At 69.3% G+C, this 17,410-nt stretch carries 18 protein-coding genes and 1 pseudogene; 6 read left to right on the top strand and 13 right to left on the bottom strand.

The genetic code is table 11. From position 1 onward, the window contains the following. Positions 1-30: 30 nt before the first annotated feature. From ipdE2 to fadD3, 4 genes are read right to left on the bottom strand one after another with little or no spacing between them, the layout of a single operon-like run. Positions 31-969 (bottom strand): acyl-CoA dehydrogenase IpdE2, encoded by a 939-nt coding sequence (gene ipdE2 / locus ACKOQ4_RS15695; protein WP_526293470.1) that lies wholly within the window; start codon positions 967-969, stop codon positions 31-33. Beyond that, positions 969-1,940: an acyl-CoA dehydrogenase family protein gene (locus ACKOQ4_RS15700; RefSeq protein WP_526293472.1), complete on the bottom strand. Its 972-nt coding sequence runs from the start codon at positions 1,938-1,940 to the stop codon at positions 969-971. The genes ipdE2 and ACKOQ4_RS15700 overlap by 1 nt, the downstream gene beginning before the upstream one ends. Beyond that, the gene (locus ACKOQ4_RS15705) at positions 1,937-3,073 is read right to left on the bottom strand and encodes an acyl-CoA dehydrogenase family protein (RefSeq protein ID WP_526293474.1); all 1,137 of its coding nucleotides are present in this window, start codon (positions 3,071-3,073) and stop codon (positions 1,937-1,939) included. The genes ACKOQ4_RS15700 and ACKOQ4_RS15705 overlap by 4 nt, the downstream gene beginning before the upstream one ends. Positions 3,074-3,084: 11 nt before the next feature. After that, on the bottom strand, positions 3,085-4,632 hold the full coding sequence (gene fadD3 / locus ACKOQ4_RS15710; RefSeq protein WP_526293476.1) for a 3-((3aS,4S,7aS)-7a-methyl-1,5-dioxo-octahydro-1H-inden-4-yl)propanoate--CoA ligase FadD3: 1,548 nt from the start codon (positions 4,630-4,632) through the stop codon (positions 3,085-3,087). A gap of 59 nt (positions 4,633-4,691) precedes the next feature. Between fadD3 and ipdE1 the strand changes: the two genes are divergently transcribed. Genes ipdE1 through fadA6 form a run of 4 tightly spaced genes read left to right on the top strand, consistent with a single transcriptional unit; the run spans position 4,692 to position 8,417 of the window. Further along, the gene (ipdE1, locus tag ACKOQ4_RS15715; protein WP_526293478.1) at positions 4,692-5,870 is read left to right on the top strand and encodes an acyl-CoA dehydrogenase IpdE1; all 1,179 of its coding nucleotides are present in this window, start codon (positions 4,692-4,694) and stop codon (positions 5,868-5,870) included. Then, a complete protein-coding gene (ipdF, locus tag ACKOQ4_RS15720) occupies positions 5,870-6,661 on the top strand; it encodes a (5R,7aS)-5-hydroxy-7a-methyl-1-oxo-2,3,5,6,7,7a-hexahydro-1H-indene-carboxyl-CoA reductase (RefSeq protein ID WP_526293480.1) in 792 nt (263 codons plus the stop codon). The genes ipdE1 and ipdF overlap by 1 nt, the downstream gene beginning before the upstream one ends. Further along, positions 6,658-7,257 (top strand): TetR family transcriptional regulator KstR2, encoded by a 600-nt coding sequence (kstR2, locus tag ACKOQ4_RS15725; RefSeq protein WP_526293482.1) that lies wholly within the window; start codon positions 6,658-6,660, stop codon positions 7,255-7,257. Before ipdF ends, kstR2 begins: the two co-directional genes overlap by 4 nt. A gap of 11 nt (positions 7,258-7,268) precedes the next feature. Beyond that, on the top strand, positions 7,269-8,417 hold the full coding sequence (gene fadA6 / locus ACKOQ4_RS15730) for a steroid 3-ketoacyl-CoA thiolase FadA6 (RefSeq protein ID WP_526293484.1): 1,149 nt from the start codon (positions 7,269-7,271) through the stop codon (positions 8,415-8,417). A 10-nt stretch (positions 8,418-8,427) separates the two neighbouring features. Here fadA6 and ACKOQ4_RS15735 read toward each other — a convergent pair whose 3' ends face one another. Genes ACKOQ4_RS15735 through echA20 form a run of 5 tightly spaced genes read right to left on the bottom strand, consistent with a single transcriptional unit; the run spans position 8,428 to position 12,304 of the window. Continuing rightward, complete coding sequence (locus ACKOQ4_RS15735; protein WP_526293487.1) at positions 8,428-8,841, bottom strand: PNPOx family protein; 414 nt, start codon at positions 8,839-8,841, stop codon at positions 8,428-8,430. 16 nt (positions 8,842-8,857) lie between these two features. Further along, positions 8,858-9,925 carry a (3aS,4S,5R,7aS)-5-hydroxy-7a-methyl-1-oxo-octahydro-1H-indene-4-carboxyl-CoA dehydrogenase gene (gene ipdC / locus ACKOQ4_RS15740; protein ID WP_526293489.1) on the bottom strand — a complete coding sequence of 356 codons (1,068 nt, stop codon included), beginning with the start codon at positions 9,923-9,925 and terminating at the stop codon, positions 8,858-8,860. After that, positions 9,922-10,668 carry a cholesterol ring-cleaving hydrolase subunit IpdB gene (gene ipdB / locus ACKOQ4_RS15745; RefSeq protein ID WP_526293491.1) on the bottom strand — a complete coding sequence of 249 codons (747 nt, stop codon included), beginning with the start codon at positions 10,666-10,668 and terminating at the stop codon, positions 9,922-9,924. The genes ipdC and ipdB overlap by 4 nt, the downstream gene beginning before the upstream one ends. Then, a complete protein-coding gene (gene ipdA, locus ACKOQ4_RS15750; protein WP_526293493.1) occupies positions 10,665-11,552 on the bottom strand; it encodes a cholesterol ring-cleaving hydrolase subunit IpdA in 888 nt (295 codons plus the stop codon). Before ipdA ends, ipdB begins: the two co-directional genes overlap by 4 nt. Continuing rightward, entirely contained in the window at positions 11,549-12,304 is a 756-nt protein-coding gene (echA20, locus tag ACKOQ4_RS15755; RefSeq protein ID WP_526293495.1) for a (7aS)-7a-methyl-1,5-dioxo-2,3,5,6,7,7a-hexahydro-1H-indene-carboxyl-CoA hydrolase, read from the bottom strand. The genes ipdA and echA20 overlap by 4 nt, the downstream gene beginning before the upstream one ends. Before the next feature lie 39 nt (positions 12,305-12,343). Here echA20 and ACKOQ4_RS15760 point away from each other — a divergent pair, with 39 nt between their 5' ends. Together ACKOQ4_RS15760 and ACKOQ4_RS15765 are read left to right on the top strand one after the other, a co-directional pair. Continuing rightward, a complete protein-coding gene (locus ACKOQ4_RS15760; protein WP_526293497.1) occupies positions 12,344-13,099 on the top strand; it encodes an SDR family oxidoreductase in 756 nt (251 codons plus the stop codon). Between the two features lie 9 nt (positions 13,100-13,108). Continuing rightward, positions 13,109-14,014, top strand: coding sequence for an SDR family oxidoreductase (locus ACKOQ4_RS15765; RefSeq protein WP_526293499.1), 906 nt, complete (start codon positions 13,109-13,111; stop codon positions 14,012-14,014). Positions 14,015-14,017: 3 nt separating this feature from the next. Here the strand turns inward: ACKOQ4_RS15765 and ACKOQ4_RS15770 are convergent, their stop codons facing one another. The 4 genes and pseudogenes from ACKOQ4_RS15770 to ACKOQ4_RS15785 form a co-directional block, all read right to left on the bottom strand. Then, positions 14,018-15,319 (bottom strand): esterase-like activity of phytase family protein, encoded by a 1,302-nt coding sequence (locus ACKOQ4_RS15770; RefSeq protein WP_526293501.1) that lies wholly within the window; start codon positions 15,317-15,319, stop codon positions 14,018-14,020. A gap of 44 nt (positions 15,320-15,363) precedes the next feature. Then, positions 15,364-15,825 carry a nitroreductase family deazaflavin-dependent oxidoreductase gene (locus tag ACKOQ4_RS15775; RefSeq protein ID WP_526293572.1) on the bottom strand — a complete coding sequence of 154 codons (462 nt, stop codon included), beginning with the start codon at positions 15,823-15,825 and terminating at the stop codon, positions 15,364-15,366. 60 nt (positions 15,826-15,885) lie between these two features. Next, positions 15,886-16,272 (bottom strand): annotated as a pseudogene (locus ACKOQ4_RS15780) (DUF8021 domain-containing protein); the annotation flags it as partial. Continuing rightward, positions 16,226-17,389: a steroid 3-ketoacyl-CoA thiolase gene (locus ACKOQ4_RS15785; protein ID WP_526293503.1), complete on the bottom strand. Its 1,164-nt coding sequence runs from the start codon at positions 17,387-17,389 to the stop codon at positions 16,226-16,228. The gene ACKOQ4_RS15785 and the pseudogene ACKOQ4_RS15780, both read right to left, overlap by 47 nt. Positions 17,390-17,410 lie beyond the last annotated feature (21 nt).

Genomic DNA, 17,410 nt, shown 5'->3' on the forward strand with positions numbered 1-17,410 from the left:
CACCGCTCACTCCGTCCAGGCTAGAGCACGCTAGAAGACCTCCGGTTCCAGCCGCCGAAGCTGGTCGCGCGGAGCGCCGAGCAACTGCGCGCTGCCGTGGGCCCTCTTGAAGTACAGGTGCATGTCGTGCTCCCAGGTGATGGCGATGCCGCCGTGCAACTGGATGGCCTCCCCGGCGACCGTGCAGAACGCCTCGCTGGCGGCCAGCCGTGCCAGTGCGGCCGACACCGCCGACGGGTCCGCCACCGCTTCGGCGACGACGGCGCGCGCGGACTCGACGGCCACGTACAGATCGGCCATCCGGTGTTTGAGTGCCTGGAAGCTGCCGATCGGACGGCCGAACTGGACGCGCTGTTTGGTGTATTCCACGGTCAGCTCGAGACAACGGGTCGCGGCGCCGATCTGCTCGGCCGCCAGCAGGATCGCAGCGGTGTCGGCGATACCGGGATCGGCGCCGATCACGCAGACGCCCAGCGGTGCGACACGGGCCAGCCGGCGCGTGGGGTCCATGGCGTGGCACGGTTGGGCGCTCACCTCGGTCCACCGCACGAGCTGGCCGTCCTCGGCTGCCAGCACCACGGCGGCGGTGTCGCCGTACAGCACGTAGTCGCGGTCGAACACCACCGTCCCGACTGCCGCGCCCGCGGCCAACCGCTCCAGGGTTTCGGCATCCGGGTGGTCGGCGGCCAGCAGCGCCAGCTCGGCCAGCGTCGTACCCAGCAGCGGGGTCGGCACCAGAGCGCGGCCCAGTTCCTCCAGGACCGCCGCGGCGTCGGCCAGCTCACCGCCGGCGCCGCCGAACTCCTCGGGAACCACCAGAGCCGCAGCCCCCACGTCGCACAGCATCTGCCACAGCGTCTCGTCGTAGCCCGTCGCGGAGTCCATCGCGCGGCGCACCGCGTCGGGCTGGGCGTGCTTGTCCACCAGCGCGGCGACACTCTGCCGAAGGAGTTGGCGTTCCTCGCTCATCAGGTCTCCGTCCGCTCGTCCAGTGCTTTCAGGACCCGGCGTCTGTGGGTGGCCGGATCGCCCCAGGCCGAGCGCAGAGCCTGCACCCTCAGCAGGAACTGGGACAGGTCGTGCTCGGTGGTGTACCCGATCGCCCCGTGGGTCTGCAGCGACGCGCGCGCGGACAGTAGCGCGGCGTCGCCGGCCGCGGATTTGGCGGCGCTGACATCGCGGGCCGCGTCGGGGGAGCGGTCGGCCAAGGCGAGTGCCGCCCCGTACACCAGAGGCCGGGTGAGTTCCAGCGCGACGTGCACGTCCGCCAGCTTGTGCTTGATGGCCTGGTAGCTGCCGATCGGCCGGCCGAACTGGCTGCGCTGCTTGGCATATGCCACCGACATGTCCAGCATCGCCTGCCCGGCACCGAGGAGTTGCGCCGCCGTCGCCAGGGCACCGAAGTCGTAGGCCCGGGCGGTATCGGCAGGTCGGATGTCTGGTGAAGCCGTGAGGTCGAACAGCCGGCGGGCCGGATCGACCGACTCGTGCCCGATACCCGGTGCTGCGTCGCAGACCGTGCCCTCGCCGGCCAGCAGCACCACGCCGGCGAAGTCGGCGTCGGGCGCGCGCGGGACCTCGGGCGGCATCGCCACCGTTGCCACCACCTCGCCGGCGGCCAGCGCCGCTGCCCGGTCGTCTCCGGCCAGCAGGACCGGCGCCACCGCAAGGGATTCCGCGACCGGGCCGGGCACACACCAGCGGCCCAGCCGTTCGACCGCGACGACGAGATCCACCGGATGCGCACCGATGCCTCCGCAGTGTTCCGGGACGGCCAGCGCGGTGACGCCCAGTTCCGCCAGTCGCGCCCAGACCACCCGGCCTGGTCCGGTGTCGCCCCGTTGCCAGGCCCGCACCGCGGCCGGCACGCCCGCGCCGCCCAGTGCGGCGTCGACACTGGACGCGAAGTCGCGCTGTTCGGAGTCCAGCGCGAACTTCACGACGCGCCCTCCCGGGGCAGGCCGAGCAGTCGTTCGGCGATGATGTTGCGCTGAACCTCGTTGGTGCCGGCGTAGATCGGGCCGCCGAGGGCGAACAGCAGGCCGTCGCTCCAGTTTCCGGCGAGCTCGGCGTCGGGTCCGCACAGGTCCAGCGCGGTCTGGTGCAGGGCGACGTCGAGGTCCGACCAGAACACCTTCGTCACCGACGACTCGGCTCCGAGTTCTCCGCCCTCGGCCAGCCGGGTCACCGTTCCGAAGGTGTGCAGCCGGTAGGCCTGCGCCTTGATCCACGCGTCGGCCACCTGGTCGGCCAGGGCCGGCTGGCGGCCGCGTTCCCTCCACTCCCGCACCAAGCGCTCCGCCGGGGCGGCGAAGCGGGCCGGGCTGCGCAGCGACATCCCGCGTTCGTTGCTCGCCGTGCTCATCGCCGCCCGCCAGCCCTCGTGCACCCCGCCGATCACATCGGCGTCCGGGACGAAGACATCGTCGAGGAAGATCTCCCCGAAACCTGTTGCCCCGCCGAGTTGTTCGATCGGGCGCACCGTCACACCGTCGGCCCTGAGGTCGAACATCAGGTAGGTCAGGCCGTGGTGACGCCGCGCTTCGGGGTCCGACCGGAACAGCCCGAAGGCGCGGTCGCCGAAGACCGCACGACTGCTCCAGATCTTCTGGCCGTTGAGCAGCCAGCCGCCGTCGGTCCGGACGGCGGTGGAGCGCAGCGAGGCCAGGTCGCTGCCGGACTCGGGTTCGGACCAGGCCTGCGCCCAGATCTCCTCCCCGCTGGCCATTCTCGGCAGGATCCGGTCCAGCTGCTCGGACGTGCCGTGCGAGAACAGCGTCGGGGCCAGCATCGAGGTTCCGTTGGCACTTGCCCGGCCGGGCGCGCCGGCCCGGAAGTACTCCTCCTCGAACACCACCCACTGCAGCAGCGTGGCGTCGCGTCCGCCGTACTTCCGTGGCCAGGTGATGACCGACAGCCCGGCGTCGAACAGCACCCGGTCCCAGCGACGGTGCTGGGCGAAACCCTCTGCGGTGTCGTAGGACTCGGTGGGGAAAGCCTCGGAGTTCGCGCGCAGGAAGTCCCGGACCTCGTCCCGGAAGTCGCAGGTGGCCTCGTCGTAGTCCAGATCCATCGTGCCGCCGCTCAGGCCGTCTCGCGCAGCGTCGTCTTCAGCACCTTGCCGCCGGCGTTGCGCGGCAGGGCGTCGCGGAAGACCACCGACCGGGGTGCCTTGAAATTCGCCAGATGCATCCGGCTGTAGTCGATCACGGTCTGCTCGTCGATGTCATGACCGGGCCGGAGGACGATGAAGGCCCGGCCCACTTCACCGAGGCGCTCGTCAGGCACGCCGATCACCGCGACGTCTGCCACCCCGTCCAGGCGCGCCAGCGCCTGTTCGACCTCGGCGGGGTAGACGTTGAATCCGCCGCAGATGTACATGTCCTTGAGCCGGTCGGTTATGCGCAGGTTCCCGGCCGCGTCGACGGTTCCGATGTCGCCGGTGTGCAGCCAGCCCTGCTGGTCGACGGCCTCGGCGGTGGCCTCCGGGTCGTCGAGGTACTCCAGCATCACGTTGGGTCCGCGCAACAGGACCTCGCCTGCGCCGGTGGCATCCGGTCGGTCGATGCGCAACTCGAAGTCGGCGATGGGACGTCCGCATGTATTGGCCACCGTGACCGGGTCGTCGTCCGGGCGGCACATGGTGCCGAACCCGCTGGCCTCGGTCAGGCCGTACGCGGTCAGCACGATGCGGAAGTCGAGTTCGCTCTGCATGCGCTCGATCAGCACCACCGGCACGGTGGCCGCGCCGGTGACCGCGAAGCGCAGCGAACTGAGGTCGTAGCTGCCGCGCGCCGGGTGGTCCAGCAGGGTCTGGTAGATGGTCGGCGGCCCGGGCAGCACGGTGATCCGCTGCTCCTGCACGGTGCGCATCGCCTCCTCGGGGTCGTAGGTCAGCAGCGGGACGAGGGTGGCGCCGGTCTGCAAACAGGCCAGGATCCCGGCCTTGAATCCGAAGTTGTGGAAGAACGGGTTGATGCACAGGTACCGGTCGGCGCTGGTGACCTCGCCGCAGGCCGCCCACGCCGCCGACGCGGACAGCGACTGCCGGTGCGCGCAGAGCACGCCTTTGCTTCGCCCCGTGGTCCCGGAGGTGAACAGGATGTCGCTGACGTCGTCGGGCCGGACCGCGGCCGCCCGGGCGTCGACCTCGGAGAGCGGAATCCGGGGCCCGGCGAGGAACTCCTCCCAGGAATCGGCGGCGGCTCCGGTGTCCTCGACCGGTATCCGCACGACGTGCCGCAGCGCCGGCAACGCCGCACGGTCGAGGTCGGCGGGGCGGTCGGTGCCGAGGAACCGGCCCATTGCGATGAGCAGGGGAGCGCCGGTCCGGCCGATGATGTCGGCGGCCTCCTCGGCGGTGTAGCGGGTGTTGAGCGGAACCAGAACCGCGCCCGCGTGGTGCACGGCCAGGCAGGCGACCACCCAGTGCCAGGTGTTCGGCGACCAGATCGCCACCCGGTCGCCCGGACCGACCCCCAGGCCGGCGATCGCGGCCGCGGTCTGGCGCACCTCCTCGTGCAGCTCGGCGAAGGTGAGACTGCGCTGCGGGGTGACGAGTGCGGGGTGGTCGGCCAGGTCGAGGGCCATCCGGGCCAGTACCGCGGGTGTGGTCAGCTGATGCCCGCTCATTGGTGCTCCTACCTGGCCCCAGTCCGACAAAGCAAGTGCTTGGTAGGTAGCCTACAAGGGTGATCACGGTCGACGCGTTCCGGGCGGAGGTGCGCGACTGGCTGGCCGCGAATCTGGTCGGCGACTTCGCCGCGCTCAAGGGTCTGGGCGGACCGGGCCGCGAGCATGAGGCGTTCGCCGAGCGGCTGGCCTGGAACCGCCACCTCGCCGCTGCCGGACTGACCTGCCTGGGGTGGCCGGTCGAGCACGGCGGCCGGGGTCTGTCGGTGGCCCACCGGGTGGCCTTCTACGAGGAGTACGCCCGCGCCGACGCCCCGGACAAGGTCAATCACCTCGGCGAGGAACTCGTCGGCCCGACCCTCATCGCCTACGGCACCCCCGAACAGCAGCAGCGCTTCCTGCCGGCGATCCGCGACGTGAGCGAACTGTGGTGTCAGGGCTACTCCGAACCCGGGGCGGGCAGTGATCTGGCGAACGTGTCCACCACGGCGACACTCGAGGCGGAGCCCGGGTCGGGCGGGGCGACGGGCAAACGGCAGTGGCTGATCAACGGCCAGAAGGTCTGGACGTCGCTGGCGCACTGGGCGCAGTGGTGTTTCGTACTCGCCCGCTCTGAAAAGGGATCCAAACGCCACGCCGGACTGTCGTATCTGCTTGTGCCGCTGGACCAACCGGGCATCGAGATCCGCCCGATCGTCCAGCTCACCGGCGACTCGGAGTTCAACGAAGTCTTCTTCACCGACGCCCGCACCGACGCCGACCTGGTCGTGGGTGAGCCCGGCGACGGCTGGCGGGTGGCGATGGGCACGCTGATGTTCGAGCGTGGCGTCTCGACCCTGGGACAGCAGATTCGTTATGCCCGTGAGCTTTCCGCACTCGTCGAGCTGGCCCGCAAGAGCGGGGCCGCCGAGGATCCGCTGATCCGCCAGCAGCTCACCCGGGCTTGGGCCGGACTGCGGACCATGCGGTCCTTCGCGCTGGCGACCATGGACGACGAGCGCCCGGGTCAGGACAGTGTCTCGAAGCTGTTGTGGGCCAACTGGCACCGGGATCTCGGGGAACTGGCGATGGAGATCCGCGGCAAGGCCGGCCTCGTTCTCGACGGCGACGAGTTCGACGAGTGGCAGCGGCTGTTCCTGTTCTCCCGGGCCGACACCATCTACGGCGGTTCGAACGAGGTCCAGCGCAACATCATCGCCGAGCGGGTGCTCGGCCTGCCTCGGGAGGCACGGGGCTGATGGCATCCCTGGCAACGCCACCCGAGGAGTTCGGCGGACACGGCCTGCTGAACGGCAAGGTCGTCGTCGTCACCGCTGCCGCGGGCACCGGGATCGGCTCGGCCACCGCGCGGCGGGCCCTGCTCGAGGGCGCCGAGGTGATGATCTCCGACCACCACGAGCGCCGTCTGGGCGAGACCCGGGACGGGTTGGCGGCGATGGGACTCGGCCGGGTGGAGAGCGTGGTGTGCGACGTGACCTCCTCGGCGCAGGTCGACGCGCTCATCGACTCCACCACGGCCCGGTTCGGCCGGTTCGACGTGCTGGTCAACAACGCCGGCCTGGGCGGCCAGACCCCGGTGGTCGATATGACCGACGAGGAGTGGGACCGCGTCCTCAACGTCACACTCACATCGGTGATGCGAACCACCCGGGCGGCACTGGCCTACTTCCGCGACGCCGGTCACGGCGGAGCGATCGTCAACAACGCCAGCGTCCTGGGCTGGCGCGCCCAGCACTCCCAGTCGCACTACGCCGCCGCGAAAGCCGGTGTGATGGCGCTGACCCGGTGCAGCGCGATCGAGGCCGTCGAATTCGGGGTGCGGATCAACGCAGTCTCGCCCAGCATCGCCCGGCACCGGTTCCTGGAGAAGACCAGTTCGGCCGAACTGCTCGACCGGCTTTCGGAGAGCGAGGCCTTCGGCCGGGCCGCCGAGCCGTGGGAGGTCGCCGCCACCATCGCCTTCCTGGCCAGTGACTACTCCGGCTACCTGACCGGTGAGGTCATTTCGGTGTCGAGTCAGCACCCATGACGGCCCCGGACCCGCAGCCGGCCACCCGGCGTGACGAGTTGCTCGAACTGGCGGCGTCGATGTTCGCCGAACGCGGCCTGCGGGCCACCACCGTGCGCGACATCGCCGACGCCGCGGGAATCCTCTCCGGCAGCCTCTACCACCATTTCTCCTCCAAGGAGGAGATGGTCGACGAGGTCCTGCGCGGGTTCCTCGACTGGCTGTTCGACCGCTACCAGCGGATCATCGACACCGAGCCCAACCCGCTCGCGCGGCTCAAGGGCCTGTTCATGGCCTCCTTCGACGCCATCGAGCACCACCACGCCGAAGTGGTCATCTACCAGGACGAGGCAAAGCGTCTCTCCGGCCAGCCGCGCTTCGGCTACGTCGAGGAACTCAACCGGCGCCAGCGCAAGATGTGGGTCGACGTCCTCACCGAGGGTATCGAGCAGGGCTACTTCCACCCGGACATCGACGTCGACCTGGTCTATCGGTTCATCCGCGACACCACCTGGGTGTCGGTCCGCTGGTATCAGCCCGGCGGTCCCCTGACCGCCGAACAGGTTGGCCGGCAGTACCTTTCGATAGTCCTCGGCGGTATCGCCGTGACCCACTGACAGGAGTTCGTATGACAGAGGCCTATGTCATCGACGCCGTCCGGACCCCGGTCGGCAAGCGCGGCGGATCACTGGCCGGGATCCACCCGATCGACCTCGGGGTCCACGCCTTCCGGGGAATCTTCGAGCGGAACGACGTCGACCCCGCCGCCGTCGACGACGCGATCGTCGGCTGTGTCGATGCGATCGGGGGCCAGGCGGGCAACATCGGCCGGCTGGCCTGGCTGGCGGCCGGCTACCCCGAGGAGGTTCCCGGGGTCACCGTGGACCGCCAGTGCGGATCGAGCCAGCAGGCGGTCTCCTTCGGGGCGCAGGCGATCATGGCGGGAACCGCGGACCTGATCCTGGCCGGCGGGATGCAGAACATGAGCCAGATCCCGATCTCCTCGGCGATGGTCGTCGGCGGCCAGTTCGGCTTCACCACCCCGACCGCGGAATCGAAGTACTGGCAGGCCCGCTACGGCGACGAGGAGATCTCCCAGTTCCGCGGCGCGGAGATGATCGCCGAGAAGTGGGACATCTCCCGCGAAGACATGGAGCACTGGGCGCTGTCCAGCCACCAGCGGGCGCTGGCTGCGATTGCGGCGGGGCACTTCGATAACGAGATTGTCGCAGTGGAGGGATTCGCTGTCGACGAAACGCCCAGGCAGACAACGCTTGAGAAGATGGCGGCGCTGTCCCCGCTCAGCGAGGGCGGCCGGATGACCGCCGCGGTCGCCAGCCAGATCTCTGACGGCGCCAGCGCGGTGCTGCTGGCTTCACAGCGGGCAGTCGACGAACACGGACTCACACCCCGGGCACGGATCCACCACATCAGCTGCCGCGGCGCGGACCCGGTGTTCATGCTCACCGGCCCCATCCCGGCGACCCGCTACGCCCTGGACAGGACCGGGCTGAGCATCGACGACATCGACGTCGTCGAGATCAACGAGGCGTTCGCGCCGGTCGTGCTGGCCTGGATCAAGGAGACCGGCGCCGACCCCGCCCGGGTGAACCCGAACGGCGGCGCCATCGCCCTGGGCCACCCGCTCGGCGCGACCGGCGCGAAGCTGTTCGCCACCATGCTGGGCGAGCTGGAGCGGACCGGTGGCCGCTACGGACTGCAGACCATGTGCGAGGGAGGCGGCACCGCCAACGTCACGATCATCGAACGGCTGTAGCCGGGAGTCCTCAGTCCGCGATCCGCGCCCTCAGAAAATGCCCGATGCTCAGTCGTTCGAAGGTGCGGCGACGGTCTCGCGGCAGTTCCGGCAGCGCCTGGGTGGAGTCGATCAACTCGGGGTCGACGACGTGAAACGTCCGGCCCTTGCTGACGATGTCGGCCTCGCCGGCCGTCAGGACGTTGCGAACCCAGTCGGCTGTGGTGCCGTACGGAAGCGGGGCGATGAAGTGGGCGCCGACCCGGTCGGCGACGATCGGCGTGATGTAGCGCTTACCGGACCGGCGGCCGGTGTGCTCGATCACCGAGGCGTACCACCAGCGCCGCCCCGCCAACCTCAGCATGAGCGGATTGAGCAGGTACTTGTTCGAGGTGCGGATCGCCGTCAGAAACGGATCGGGCCAGGATTCCGGTGCGAGTCCCATGAATTGACGTTACCCCTCACTCGATGAGCTCAACCGCCGCCTGCAGGTGCTTGATCGCCTCGCTGACGATGCCGTCGATGAGTTGGGCGCACGATGGCAGATCGTTGATGATCCCGGTCACCTGACCGGAGGCCAGCACGCCGGCCTCGGTGTTGCCGTCGACCAGTCCGGCCTTGAGCAGCATCGGGGTGTTGGCCGCCATCAGCACCTGCGACCAGGTGAGGTCCTTTCCGTGCCGCATGGCCAGACCGTCACGAACCATCGCGGCCCAACTCATTTTCGACATTTTCTTGAACTTGGCCGCGTTGACAACCGCGGCGGTGAATCCCTTGACGCGCGAGCCGCTTTCGAGGTTCTCCACCAGCCCGGTGCGCAGGACACGGTGCGGGATCCCGTCGACCCGGGTTGAGACCACCGTGCCGTCGAGGGCTGCGCTGAGATAGCGCTGCTTAACCGCGTCCGGGACCGTCGAATCCGACGTGAGCAGGAACCGGGTGCCCATCGCCACGCCAGCCGCGCCGTAGGACAGCGCGGCAGCCAGACCGCGGCCGTCGAAGAACCCGCCGGCGGCCACCACCGGGATGCCGGTGCCGTCCAGTACGTCGAGGACCGACGGCAACAGCAGGGTGGTGGCCACCGGGCCCGTGTGCCCTCCGCCTTCGCCGCCCTGCACGATCACCGCGTCCGCGCCCCATCCGGCCACTTTGCGGGCGTGCTTGGCCGCGCCCACCGACGGGATCACCACGACCCCGGCCTCTTTCAGGCGGGCGATCAGGTCCGGCTTGGGGGCCAGCGCGAAGGATGCGACCTTGACCCCCTCGCGGATCATCAGATCGACACGGTCACCGGCGTCGGCGGCGTCGGCGCGCAGGTTCACCCCGAACGGACGGTCGGTGCCAGCTTTGACCTTGCCGATCGCCGTCGCGAGCTCGTCAAGGGTCATGGTCGCCGATGCCAGGATGCCCAGCCCGCCGGCATTGGCGGTGGCCGAGACCAGTCGCGCTCCGGCCACCCAGCCCATTCCGGTCTGCACCACGGGGTGCTCGATACCCACCAGGCGTGTCAGTGCGGTCTGGATTTTCATGTTTTGACCTCCTTGTCCCGCAGGGCCTTCGGATCGATGTCGTCGATGAGTTCGAGTTCGGCGGCCGACGGCATCCGGCTTGCCGGGGCCTCGTCGAGACCGTGAATCGCAAAGCCGGTGTTGTCCCGAACCTCCTCGGGTCGCACTCCGGGATGTAGCGACACGGCCCGCATCGTGTGGTCGGGACCGTTGAAGTCGAAGACCCCGAGGTTGCTCACCACCCGATGGACGTCGACGAAGCGGAAGGCCGGGTTGGCGGCGTCGGCTTTGTCCCAGCCGATCCCGCAGACGATGTCGACCGCATCGCAGAACACCCGGGGCGAGTGGTTGCCGACCCAGTAGCTGGTCGCGTGGTTGACGGTGTTCCCCGGCGCCCCGCGCACACCGAACATCTGGCGGGTGGGATGCTGCAGCGGCCCGAAGGCCGAGAGATTCTGGTTGCCGTACCGGTCGACCTGGTTGGCACCCATCACCACGTGGCGGCGCCCCCAGGCCAGGGTCTCGAAGACCCGTCCGAACGGCATCCAGCCCTCCACCGCGCCGGGCGCACCGATCGCCGGGGTCTCGGCGAGCAGGAGGGCTTCGCCGTCGGTCAGCAGGATGTCGGGTGCGAAAGTGAGCCGGGCCAGCCGTGCCCCGATTGCCACCATGGTCGCCATCGGGCTGACCATGATCTCCCCGGCGCCGCGGAACAGTTCGGCGCACGCGATCACGCACACCTCGGCCCGGCTGGCCTGGATCATCGTGCCGGCTCCTGCTGTTCGGCGAACCGGCGGACGGCGGCCTGGTAGTCGCTCTCGGATCCAGACAGGTAAGTGGTGAGGAACTCATTCCAGCCGTCCTCGTCGCCGGCCGCCTGCGCATAGTGCCGCTGGAACTTCTCGTCGCGGCCGTAGTCGGGCTCCGCTGTGGTGAAGTGCGCTCCGCCCGGGGCCTCCACGACGTGGTCCACCATCATCCTGTTGACCAGAAGCGCCTGTGGCGGAACGGCTTTGATGAGTTCGTCGGTCGGAACCACTCTCTCGACCGACAGGAGACGGCGCTCGGCGGCCATCAGGAACAGGTCGTCGAAATAGGGGTCGACTCCGGTGTAGGCGGCGTTACCGTGCTTGTCGCCCAGATTGAGGTGGACGAAGGCGGCATCCAGGCGCAGGGCCGGCATGGCGATGAGTTCCTCGAAACCGCTGCCGGTCGGGTAGGGCGACCTGACGGTGCTCAGCTCACCGTCCCAGAAGTCCGGCACGGAACTGCCCAGTCCGGCCCGGATCGGCAGGAACGGGAGACGCTGTGCGGCGGCCTGCAGCCCGCACCGCAGCATGCCCTCGTCCATTTCGCGTGCCACGATCGAACCCGTCGTGCGGGCCCGCGAGAACCACGGATCGTAGAACGGCGGGGAGTCCAGCGAAACGAAACCGTAGTAGACCTTGCCGACCTTGCCCGCCGAGCAGAGCAGGCCGATGTCCGGTCCGCCGTAGGTCACCACGGTCAGGTCGGTGACGCCGGTGCGCAGCAACGCACGGACGAAGGCCATCGGTTTGCGGCGCGAACCCCAGCCCCCGATCCCGATGGTCATTCCGCTGGTGATGTCGGCGACCGCCTCATCGAGCGTCGTTCGCTTGTCCCTCACGGGCCGGCTTTCTTGGTTCCGGCGAAGTCGTCCCGCAGCTCGTCGGACACCCCGGACAGGTTCAACTCGAAGGTGAAGCCCTGCTCCATCCGGTAGCTGGCGTTGACCCGTTGGACGTCGATGAGATTGAGCGCCTCCTTGGCCGCGCGGATGACCCGGGTGTCCTTGGCCGCGATGTCGCGGGCGACGCGCAGCGCGGCCTCGTCCAGGTCGGCCCGCGGGACCACCTCGTGGACGGATCCGAAGTGATGCAGCGTCTCCGCGTCGACGGTGGCCGCGGTGAAGAACAGCCGCCGCATCAGGTGCTGGGGAACGAGGCGCGACAGGTGCGTGGCCGCACCGAGGGCGCCGCGCTCGACCTCGGGCAGACCGAAGGTGGCGTCGTCGGAGGCCACGATCACGTCGGCGTTGCCGACCAATCCGATACCGCCGCCGACGCAGAACCCGTTGACCGCGGCGATCACCGGGACCGCGCACTCGTAGACCGCTTTGAAGGCTGCGAAGCACCCACGGTTGGCGTCGATCAGCGCGGCGAAGCCGGGGGTGCGCTGCATCTCCTTGATGTCGACACCGGCGTTGAAGCCGCGACCCTCGGCCCGCAGGATCACCGCGTGGGTGGCCATGTCGCGGCCTGCCGCGGTGATCGCATCGGCGAGCTCGAACCACCCGCGCGACGGGATCGCATTGACCGGCGGATAGTCAACCGTCACCGCGACGACCCCGGGTTCGATGGTGGATGTCGTGATCGGCATGGCACTCCTAAGCAAGCACTTGCTTGGTAGGCTAGCACGGTGGACTTCGACCTCGGCGGCCGCATCGTGCTGGTGACCGGTGGTGTCCGCGGGGTCGGCGCCGGCATCAGTGAGGTCTTCGCGAGGCAGGGTGCCACGGTCGTCACCTGCGCCCGCCGCCCCGTCGACGGACTGCCGTACGAGTTCCACAGCTGCGACGTCCGCGATCCCGAGGCCGTCGCCGGTCTCGTCGAGACGATCGCGGGGCGGCACGGCCGGCTGGACGTCGTGGTGAACAACGCCGGCGGATCGCCGTCCGTCCCTGTCGCCGAGGCGTCGCCGCGGTTCCTGCAGAGGGTGGTCGAACTCAACCTGCTGGGAATGCTGTACGTCTCCCAGGCGGCCAACGCTGTCATGCAGCAGCAGGACACCGGCGGCACGATCATCTCGATCTCAAGTGTCAGCGGCCGGCGTCCATCGCCCGGGCATGCCGCCTACGGGGCCGCCAAGGCAGGGGTGGACAGTCTCACCGCGACGCTGGCTGTGGAGTGGGCTCCGAAGGTGCGGGTCAACGCGGTCGTGGCCGGCATGGTGGTCACCGAACAGGTGGAACAGTTCTACGGTGACGCCGAGTCGCAGGCCGCTGTCGCGAGTACGGTCCCGCTGGGACGGATGGCTGAGCCCAGCGATATCGGCTGGGCGGCAGCATTTCTCGCCTCTGACGCGGCGTCGTATATCAGCGGTGCCGTACTTCCGGTACACGGCGGCGGCGAACCACCGCCCTATATCGACGTGTCCAGCGTTCACGGGAAATAGAGGAGAACCATGGGATTGCTCGACGGCCGGGTGGTCATCGTCACCGGCGCCGGCGGCGGCATCGGACGTGCCCACGCGCTGGCATTCGCCGCGCAGGGAGCGCGGGTCGTGGTCAACGACATCGGCGTCGGCCTCGACGGCTCGGCCGGCGGCGGAGGCAGCGCGGCCCAGGCCGTGGTGGACGAAATCCGTTCCGCGGGAGGCGAAGCCGTCCCCAGCGGAGCCAATGTGGCGGACTGGGCGCAGGCCGCCCAGTTGATCGGGACCGCCGTCGACACCTTCGGTGGCCTGGACGTCCTGGTCAACAACGCCGGTATCGTCCGGGACCGGATGATCGCCAACACCAGTGAGGAGGAGTTCGACGCGGTCGTCGCGGTCCATCTCAAGGGCCATTTCGCCACAACCCGGCACGCCGGGGCGTACTGGCGCGCCCTGTCCAAAGAGGGCCAACCCGTCGATGCCCGGATCATCAACACCAGTTCGGGGGCCGGACTGCAGGGCAGCGTCGGGCAGGGCAATTACAGCGCGGCAAAAGCCGGTATCGCCGCTCTGACAGTGGTGGCCGCCGCCGAGATGGGCCGCTACGGGGTCACGGTGAACGCGATCGCCCCGTCGGCCCGGACCAGGATGACCGAGACCGTGTTCGCCGACATGATGGCCAGGCCGGACAGCGGATTCGACGCCATGGCGCCGGAGAACATCTCACCTCTGGTGGTTTGGCTGGGCAGCTCCGAATCGGCCGACATCACCGGCCGGGTGTTCGAAGTCGAAGGCGGTGTCATCCGGGCGGCCGAAGGCTGGCGGCACGGTCCCGAGGTGGACAAGGGGGCGCGCTGGGAGCCCGGCGAACTGGGACCCGTCGTGCGCAGCCTGCTGGCCCAGGCGTCACCGCCGGTGCCCGTCTACGGCGCGTGAATCTCACACCCTGGCCGGCATCGAGGATGCGCCGGCCGGCACGGTCATGCCGATCAGGTTGAGGCTGAACAGGGTCTGAAGTTGGCCGAGTTGGCCCTGACCGTCGTCGGACACCAGCACCAGGGGGTAGGAACCGTTGTCGAGTGCGGGCCCGAGGGTGATTCCCTCGAAGTTGGTGGAGGTGAACCAGCCCTGCCAGAGCAGTTTCTTGCCGGTGGGCGTGAACCCGCCCGCGCTCAGGCTCGGGATCTCGCTGACGTCGGTGGCGCCGGTGAAGTCGAGCAGGTAAACCCTGGTCCGGTAGAGCGGGAAAAAGCCGCCGAGTTCGCGTTCCAGGGTCAGCACCTGACCATCGGGGAGCGCGAGCATGTCGACCAGGCCGCTTCGTTCGGCGGAGGTGAACGGTGACATCGCCGCGATCGGGTCGGTGCGGTAGGCGTACTGCTGCTGCGGCGTCTGATCCGGGCCGGTGAAGCTCTGCAGTCTGACCCAGCTTCCCGCTGAGGTGGTCGACAGCGGCCCGTCGGACTTGAGGGCTTCCTCGTTGCCGGTCCACAATGTGCCTGCCCCGTAGCTGAGCGACTCCAGGCCGAAGTTCCCCTGCAGGTTGGCCGGACGGTAGATCGACGGAACCGAGACCGAACCCAGCATCAGGCCGGAGACGAGGCTGAACTTGTCGATCGTCGAGGCGACTTCATCGGACACCCACGCGCTGGTCCGCTCCGGTGAGAGCGTGATTCCCTCGGAGTCGCTGCCCATCATCGGGGCGTCGATGCCGCCGGTGACGAGGGCGGACTTGATCTTCCCGTTGCGGGGCCGCAGCGGAGCGTCGACCTGCCAGATCGTGGTGGCGCCGTTGTCACCCACCGCGTAGTAGTCGTTGCCTGCGCCGTAGGCGATTCCGCTGAGCTCGGTCGCCGCGGTGGTGCCGCGCTTGAGCCGGATCGGGGGCTGACCCGGCCAGCGGACCTTGAGTGTCCTGGCTACCGCGGCGGCCGTGACCGTCTTGGCGCCCGCGGGTCCGGCAGCCTGAGCGGACACCGGACCCGCCGTCCCGCTCTGGCTCTGCGCCGTCACCGCGGCCGGAGCGCGCACCACGGTGCGGCGGCCGCGCTGGCTGGCCGGGCGGGCAGGCCCGGTGTGGGTGGACTGCGCAGCGGCCGTGTTGCCGGCGGAGTCGGCCGATGCGGCAGGCGCAGCCGCCGCTATCCCGCAGCCGATCCCGCAGCCGATCCCCAGGGCGACCGCAACGGCCGCGGCTCGTCCGACCCCGATCATCTGCCACGTGACATGGTGCACAGCCATCCCCGATCGTCCGCACTGTTGCGTCGGTCGACCTTAGCGCCCGGCTACCGCCGGGGGTCGCAGATGACCACCGGGATCACCCTGTCGGTCCAGGACTGGTAGTCGTCGAAGCTGGTGTACATCGCGGCCATCCTGGGCCAGTAGTGCGCACGCTCATCCTCTGTGGCGTCGCGGGCGGTGAGGTTCAGCACCTCGTCCTTGATCTGCACCGAAACCTCGGGGTTGGCCTTGAGATTGAGGTACCACATCGGGTTGGCGGCCGCTCCGCCCTTGGAGGCGATCAGCACGATCCGGTTGCCCTCCCTGAGGTAGAGCAGCGGGCTGACCCGCGGCTCGCCGGTCTTTCGTCCCGTCGTGGTCAGCAGTGCCACCGGTGCGCCCTGGAGGAACGTGCCGCCGAGTCTGCCGCCGGTCTTCCTGTACAGCCAGGTCTGGGCCCGCGACATCCATTTGATGATGGTCTCGGTTCGCGGTGAGTCCAGTCCCCGCGGTCGCGGTTTGGGCACGGGCTTGTCGGACACGGCGTCGCTCCTAACGAGGGTCGGGTGGAATCTAACCCGGATGTGGTGGATCAGACCGTCGGACGGCGGGATGACGAATGTCTCGTCGACCCGCGCCGCGGCCCGCCGGCCCGCCAGTGACAGCGTCGTCAGGACTGTGTAGCGGGCCCGCACCTCGTCGCCCTCGACGCTGTACTCCGGCGTGCTGGTGGCGGCGACGATCCGGTACTGCGGTCCGCGGTTCAGGCTGCGGCGCAGGTGTTCTCCGGAGAATCCGTTCCGGATGCCCTGTTCGACCCGGGTGCAGTCCGATGCGAACGGCACGGCGTCGCCGTCGTGCGTGACCAGCGCGTCGATGTATGCCTGGGCCGCTGCGATCCGGCCTGATTCGGAGGTCGGGATCGTTCTAGATCCGCTCGATGATGGTTCCGGTGGACAGCGCCCCGCCGGCACACATGGTGATCAGGGCGGTGCTCTGGCCGGTGCGCTCCAACTCGTGTAGCGCGGTGGTGATCAGCCGGCTGCCGGTGCTGCCGACCGGGTGGCCCAGCGCGATGGCCCCGCCGTTGACGTTGACCCTGTCCATGTCGGCGTTGTGCACCTGGGCCCAGCTGAGCACCACCGACGCGAAGGCCTCGTTGATCTCGACCAGGTCGATGTCGCCCATCTTCATGCCGGCCTTGTCCAGCACCCGCGCGGTGGACTGCACCGGCCCGTCGAGGTGGTAGTACGGCTCGGAGCCCACCAGGGCCTGGGCGACGATGCGGGCGCGGGGCTTAAGGCCCAGTGCCCGTGCTTTGTCCTCGTCCATCCACAGCACCGCCGCCGCGCCGTCGGAGATCTGCGACGAGGTGCCCGCGGTGTGCAGGCCGCCCTCCAGGACGGGCTTGAGCGCGGCCAGTCCCTCCGCGGTGGTGTCGCGCAGTCCCTGGTCGCGGCTGACGGTGTGCAGTTCGGCGGTGGGCTGTTTGTTGTCATCGAGCACGGGCGCCTCGAGGGGGGAGATCTCGCGGTCGAAGCGGCGCTCGTCCCAGGCCCGCCTGGCCTTCTGCTGGGAGACCAGGCCGAGGTGGTCGAGGTCGGCGCGGGTGATCCCGCGGCGTTTGGCGATACGTTCGGCGGCGGTGAACTGGTCGGGCATGTCCAGGTCCCACGACGCGGCCCGGATCTTCGCGCGGTCCGGCCCGGCGTTGGCGCCCAGACCCACCCGGCTCATCGCCTCGATTCCGCAGGCGATGCCGACGTCGATGGCGCCGGCTGCGATCAGGCCGGCCACGAGATGGTTGGCCTGCTGCGCGCTGCCGCACTGGCAGTCCACCGTGGTGGCGCCCACCTGCTCGGGAAGTCCGGCGGTCAGCCAGGCCACCCGGGTGACGTTGTTGGACTGTTCACCGAACTGCGTCACGCACCCGCCGATGACCTGCTCGACCGCCGCCGGATCGAGGCCGGCCTTGTCCACAAGAGCCTTCTGAACCGCGCCGAGCAACTCGGTGGCGTGCAATCCGGACAGCCAGCCGTTGCGTTTGCCGATCGGGCTGCGGGTGGCCTCGACGATCACGGGATTGCCCATTCGGTCAGGCTAGAACAGGTT

It is taken from the genome of Mycobacterium sp. (assembly GCF_046095365.1).
Taxonomy (GTDB): domain Bacteria; phylum Actinomycetota; class Actinomycetes; order Mycobacteriales; family Mycobacteriaceae; genus Mycobacterium.

Bases quoted from the DNA above. Each gene is read 5' to 3' on its own strand.
- ipdE2 (WP_526293470.1), bottom strand. From the start codon at position 969: ATGAGCGAGGAACGCCAACTCCTTCGGCAGAGTGTCGCCGCGCTGGTG.
- ACKOQ4_RS15735 (WP_526293487.1), bottom strand. From the start codon at position 8,841: ATGGGACTCGCACCGGAATCCTGGCCCGATCCGTTTCTGACGGCGATC.
- ACKOQ4_RS15765 (WP_526293499.1), top strand. From the start codon at position 13,109: ATGGGATTGCTCGACGGCCGGGTGGTCATCGTCACCGGCGCCGGCGGC.
- kstR2 (WP_526293482.1), top strand. From the start codon at position 6,658: ATGACGGCCCCGGACCCGCAGCCGGCCACCCGGCGTGACGAGTTGCTC.
- ipdB (WP_526293491.1), bottom strand. From the start codon at position 10,668: ATGATCCAGGCCAGCCGGGCCGAGGTGTGCGTGATCGCGTGCGCCGAA.
- ACKOQ4_RS15770 (WP_526293501.1), bottom strand. From the start codon at position 15,319: ATGGCTGTGCACCATGTCACGTGGCAGATGATCGGGGTCGGACGAGCC.
- ipdC (WP_526293489.1), bottom strand. From the start codon at position 9,925: ATGAAAATCCAGACCGCACTGACACGCCTGGTGGGTATCGAGCACCCC.
- ipdF (WP_526293480.1), top strand. From the start codon at position 5,870: ATGGCATCCCTGGCAACGCCACCCGAGGAGTTCGGCGGACACGGCCTG.
- echA20 (WP_526293495.1), bottom strand. From the start codon at position 12,304: ATGCCGATCACGACATCCACCATCGAACCCGGGGTCGTCGCGGTGACG.
- fadD3 (WP_526293476.1), bottom strand. From the start codon at position 4,632: ATGAGCGGGCATCAGCTGACCACACCCGCGGTACTGGCCCGGATGGCC.
- ACKOQ4_RS15705 (WP_526293474.1), bottom strand. From the start codon at position 3,073: ATGGATCTGGACTACGACGAGGCCACCTGCGACTTCCGGGACGAGGTC.
- ACKOQ4_RS15785 (WP_526293503.1), bottom strand. From the start codon at position 17,389: ATGGGCAATCCCGTGATCGTCGAGGCCACCCGCAGCCCGATCGGCAAA.
- fadA6 (WP_526293484.1), top strand. From the start codon at position 7,269: ATGACAGAGGCCTATGTCATCGACGCCGTCCGGACCCCGGTCGGCAAG.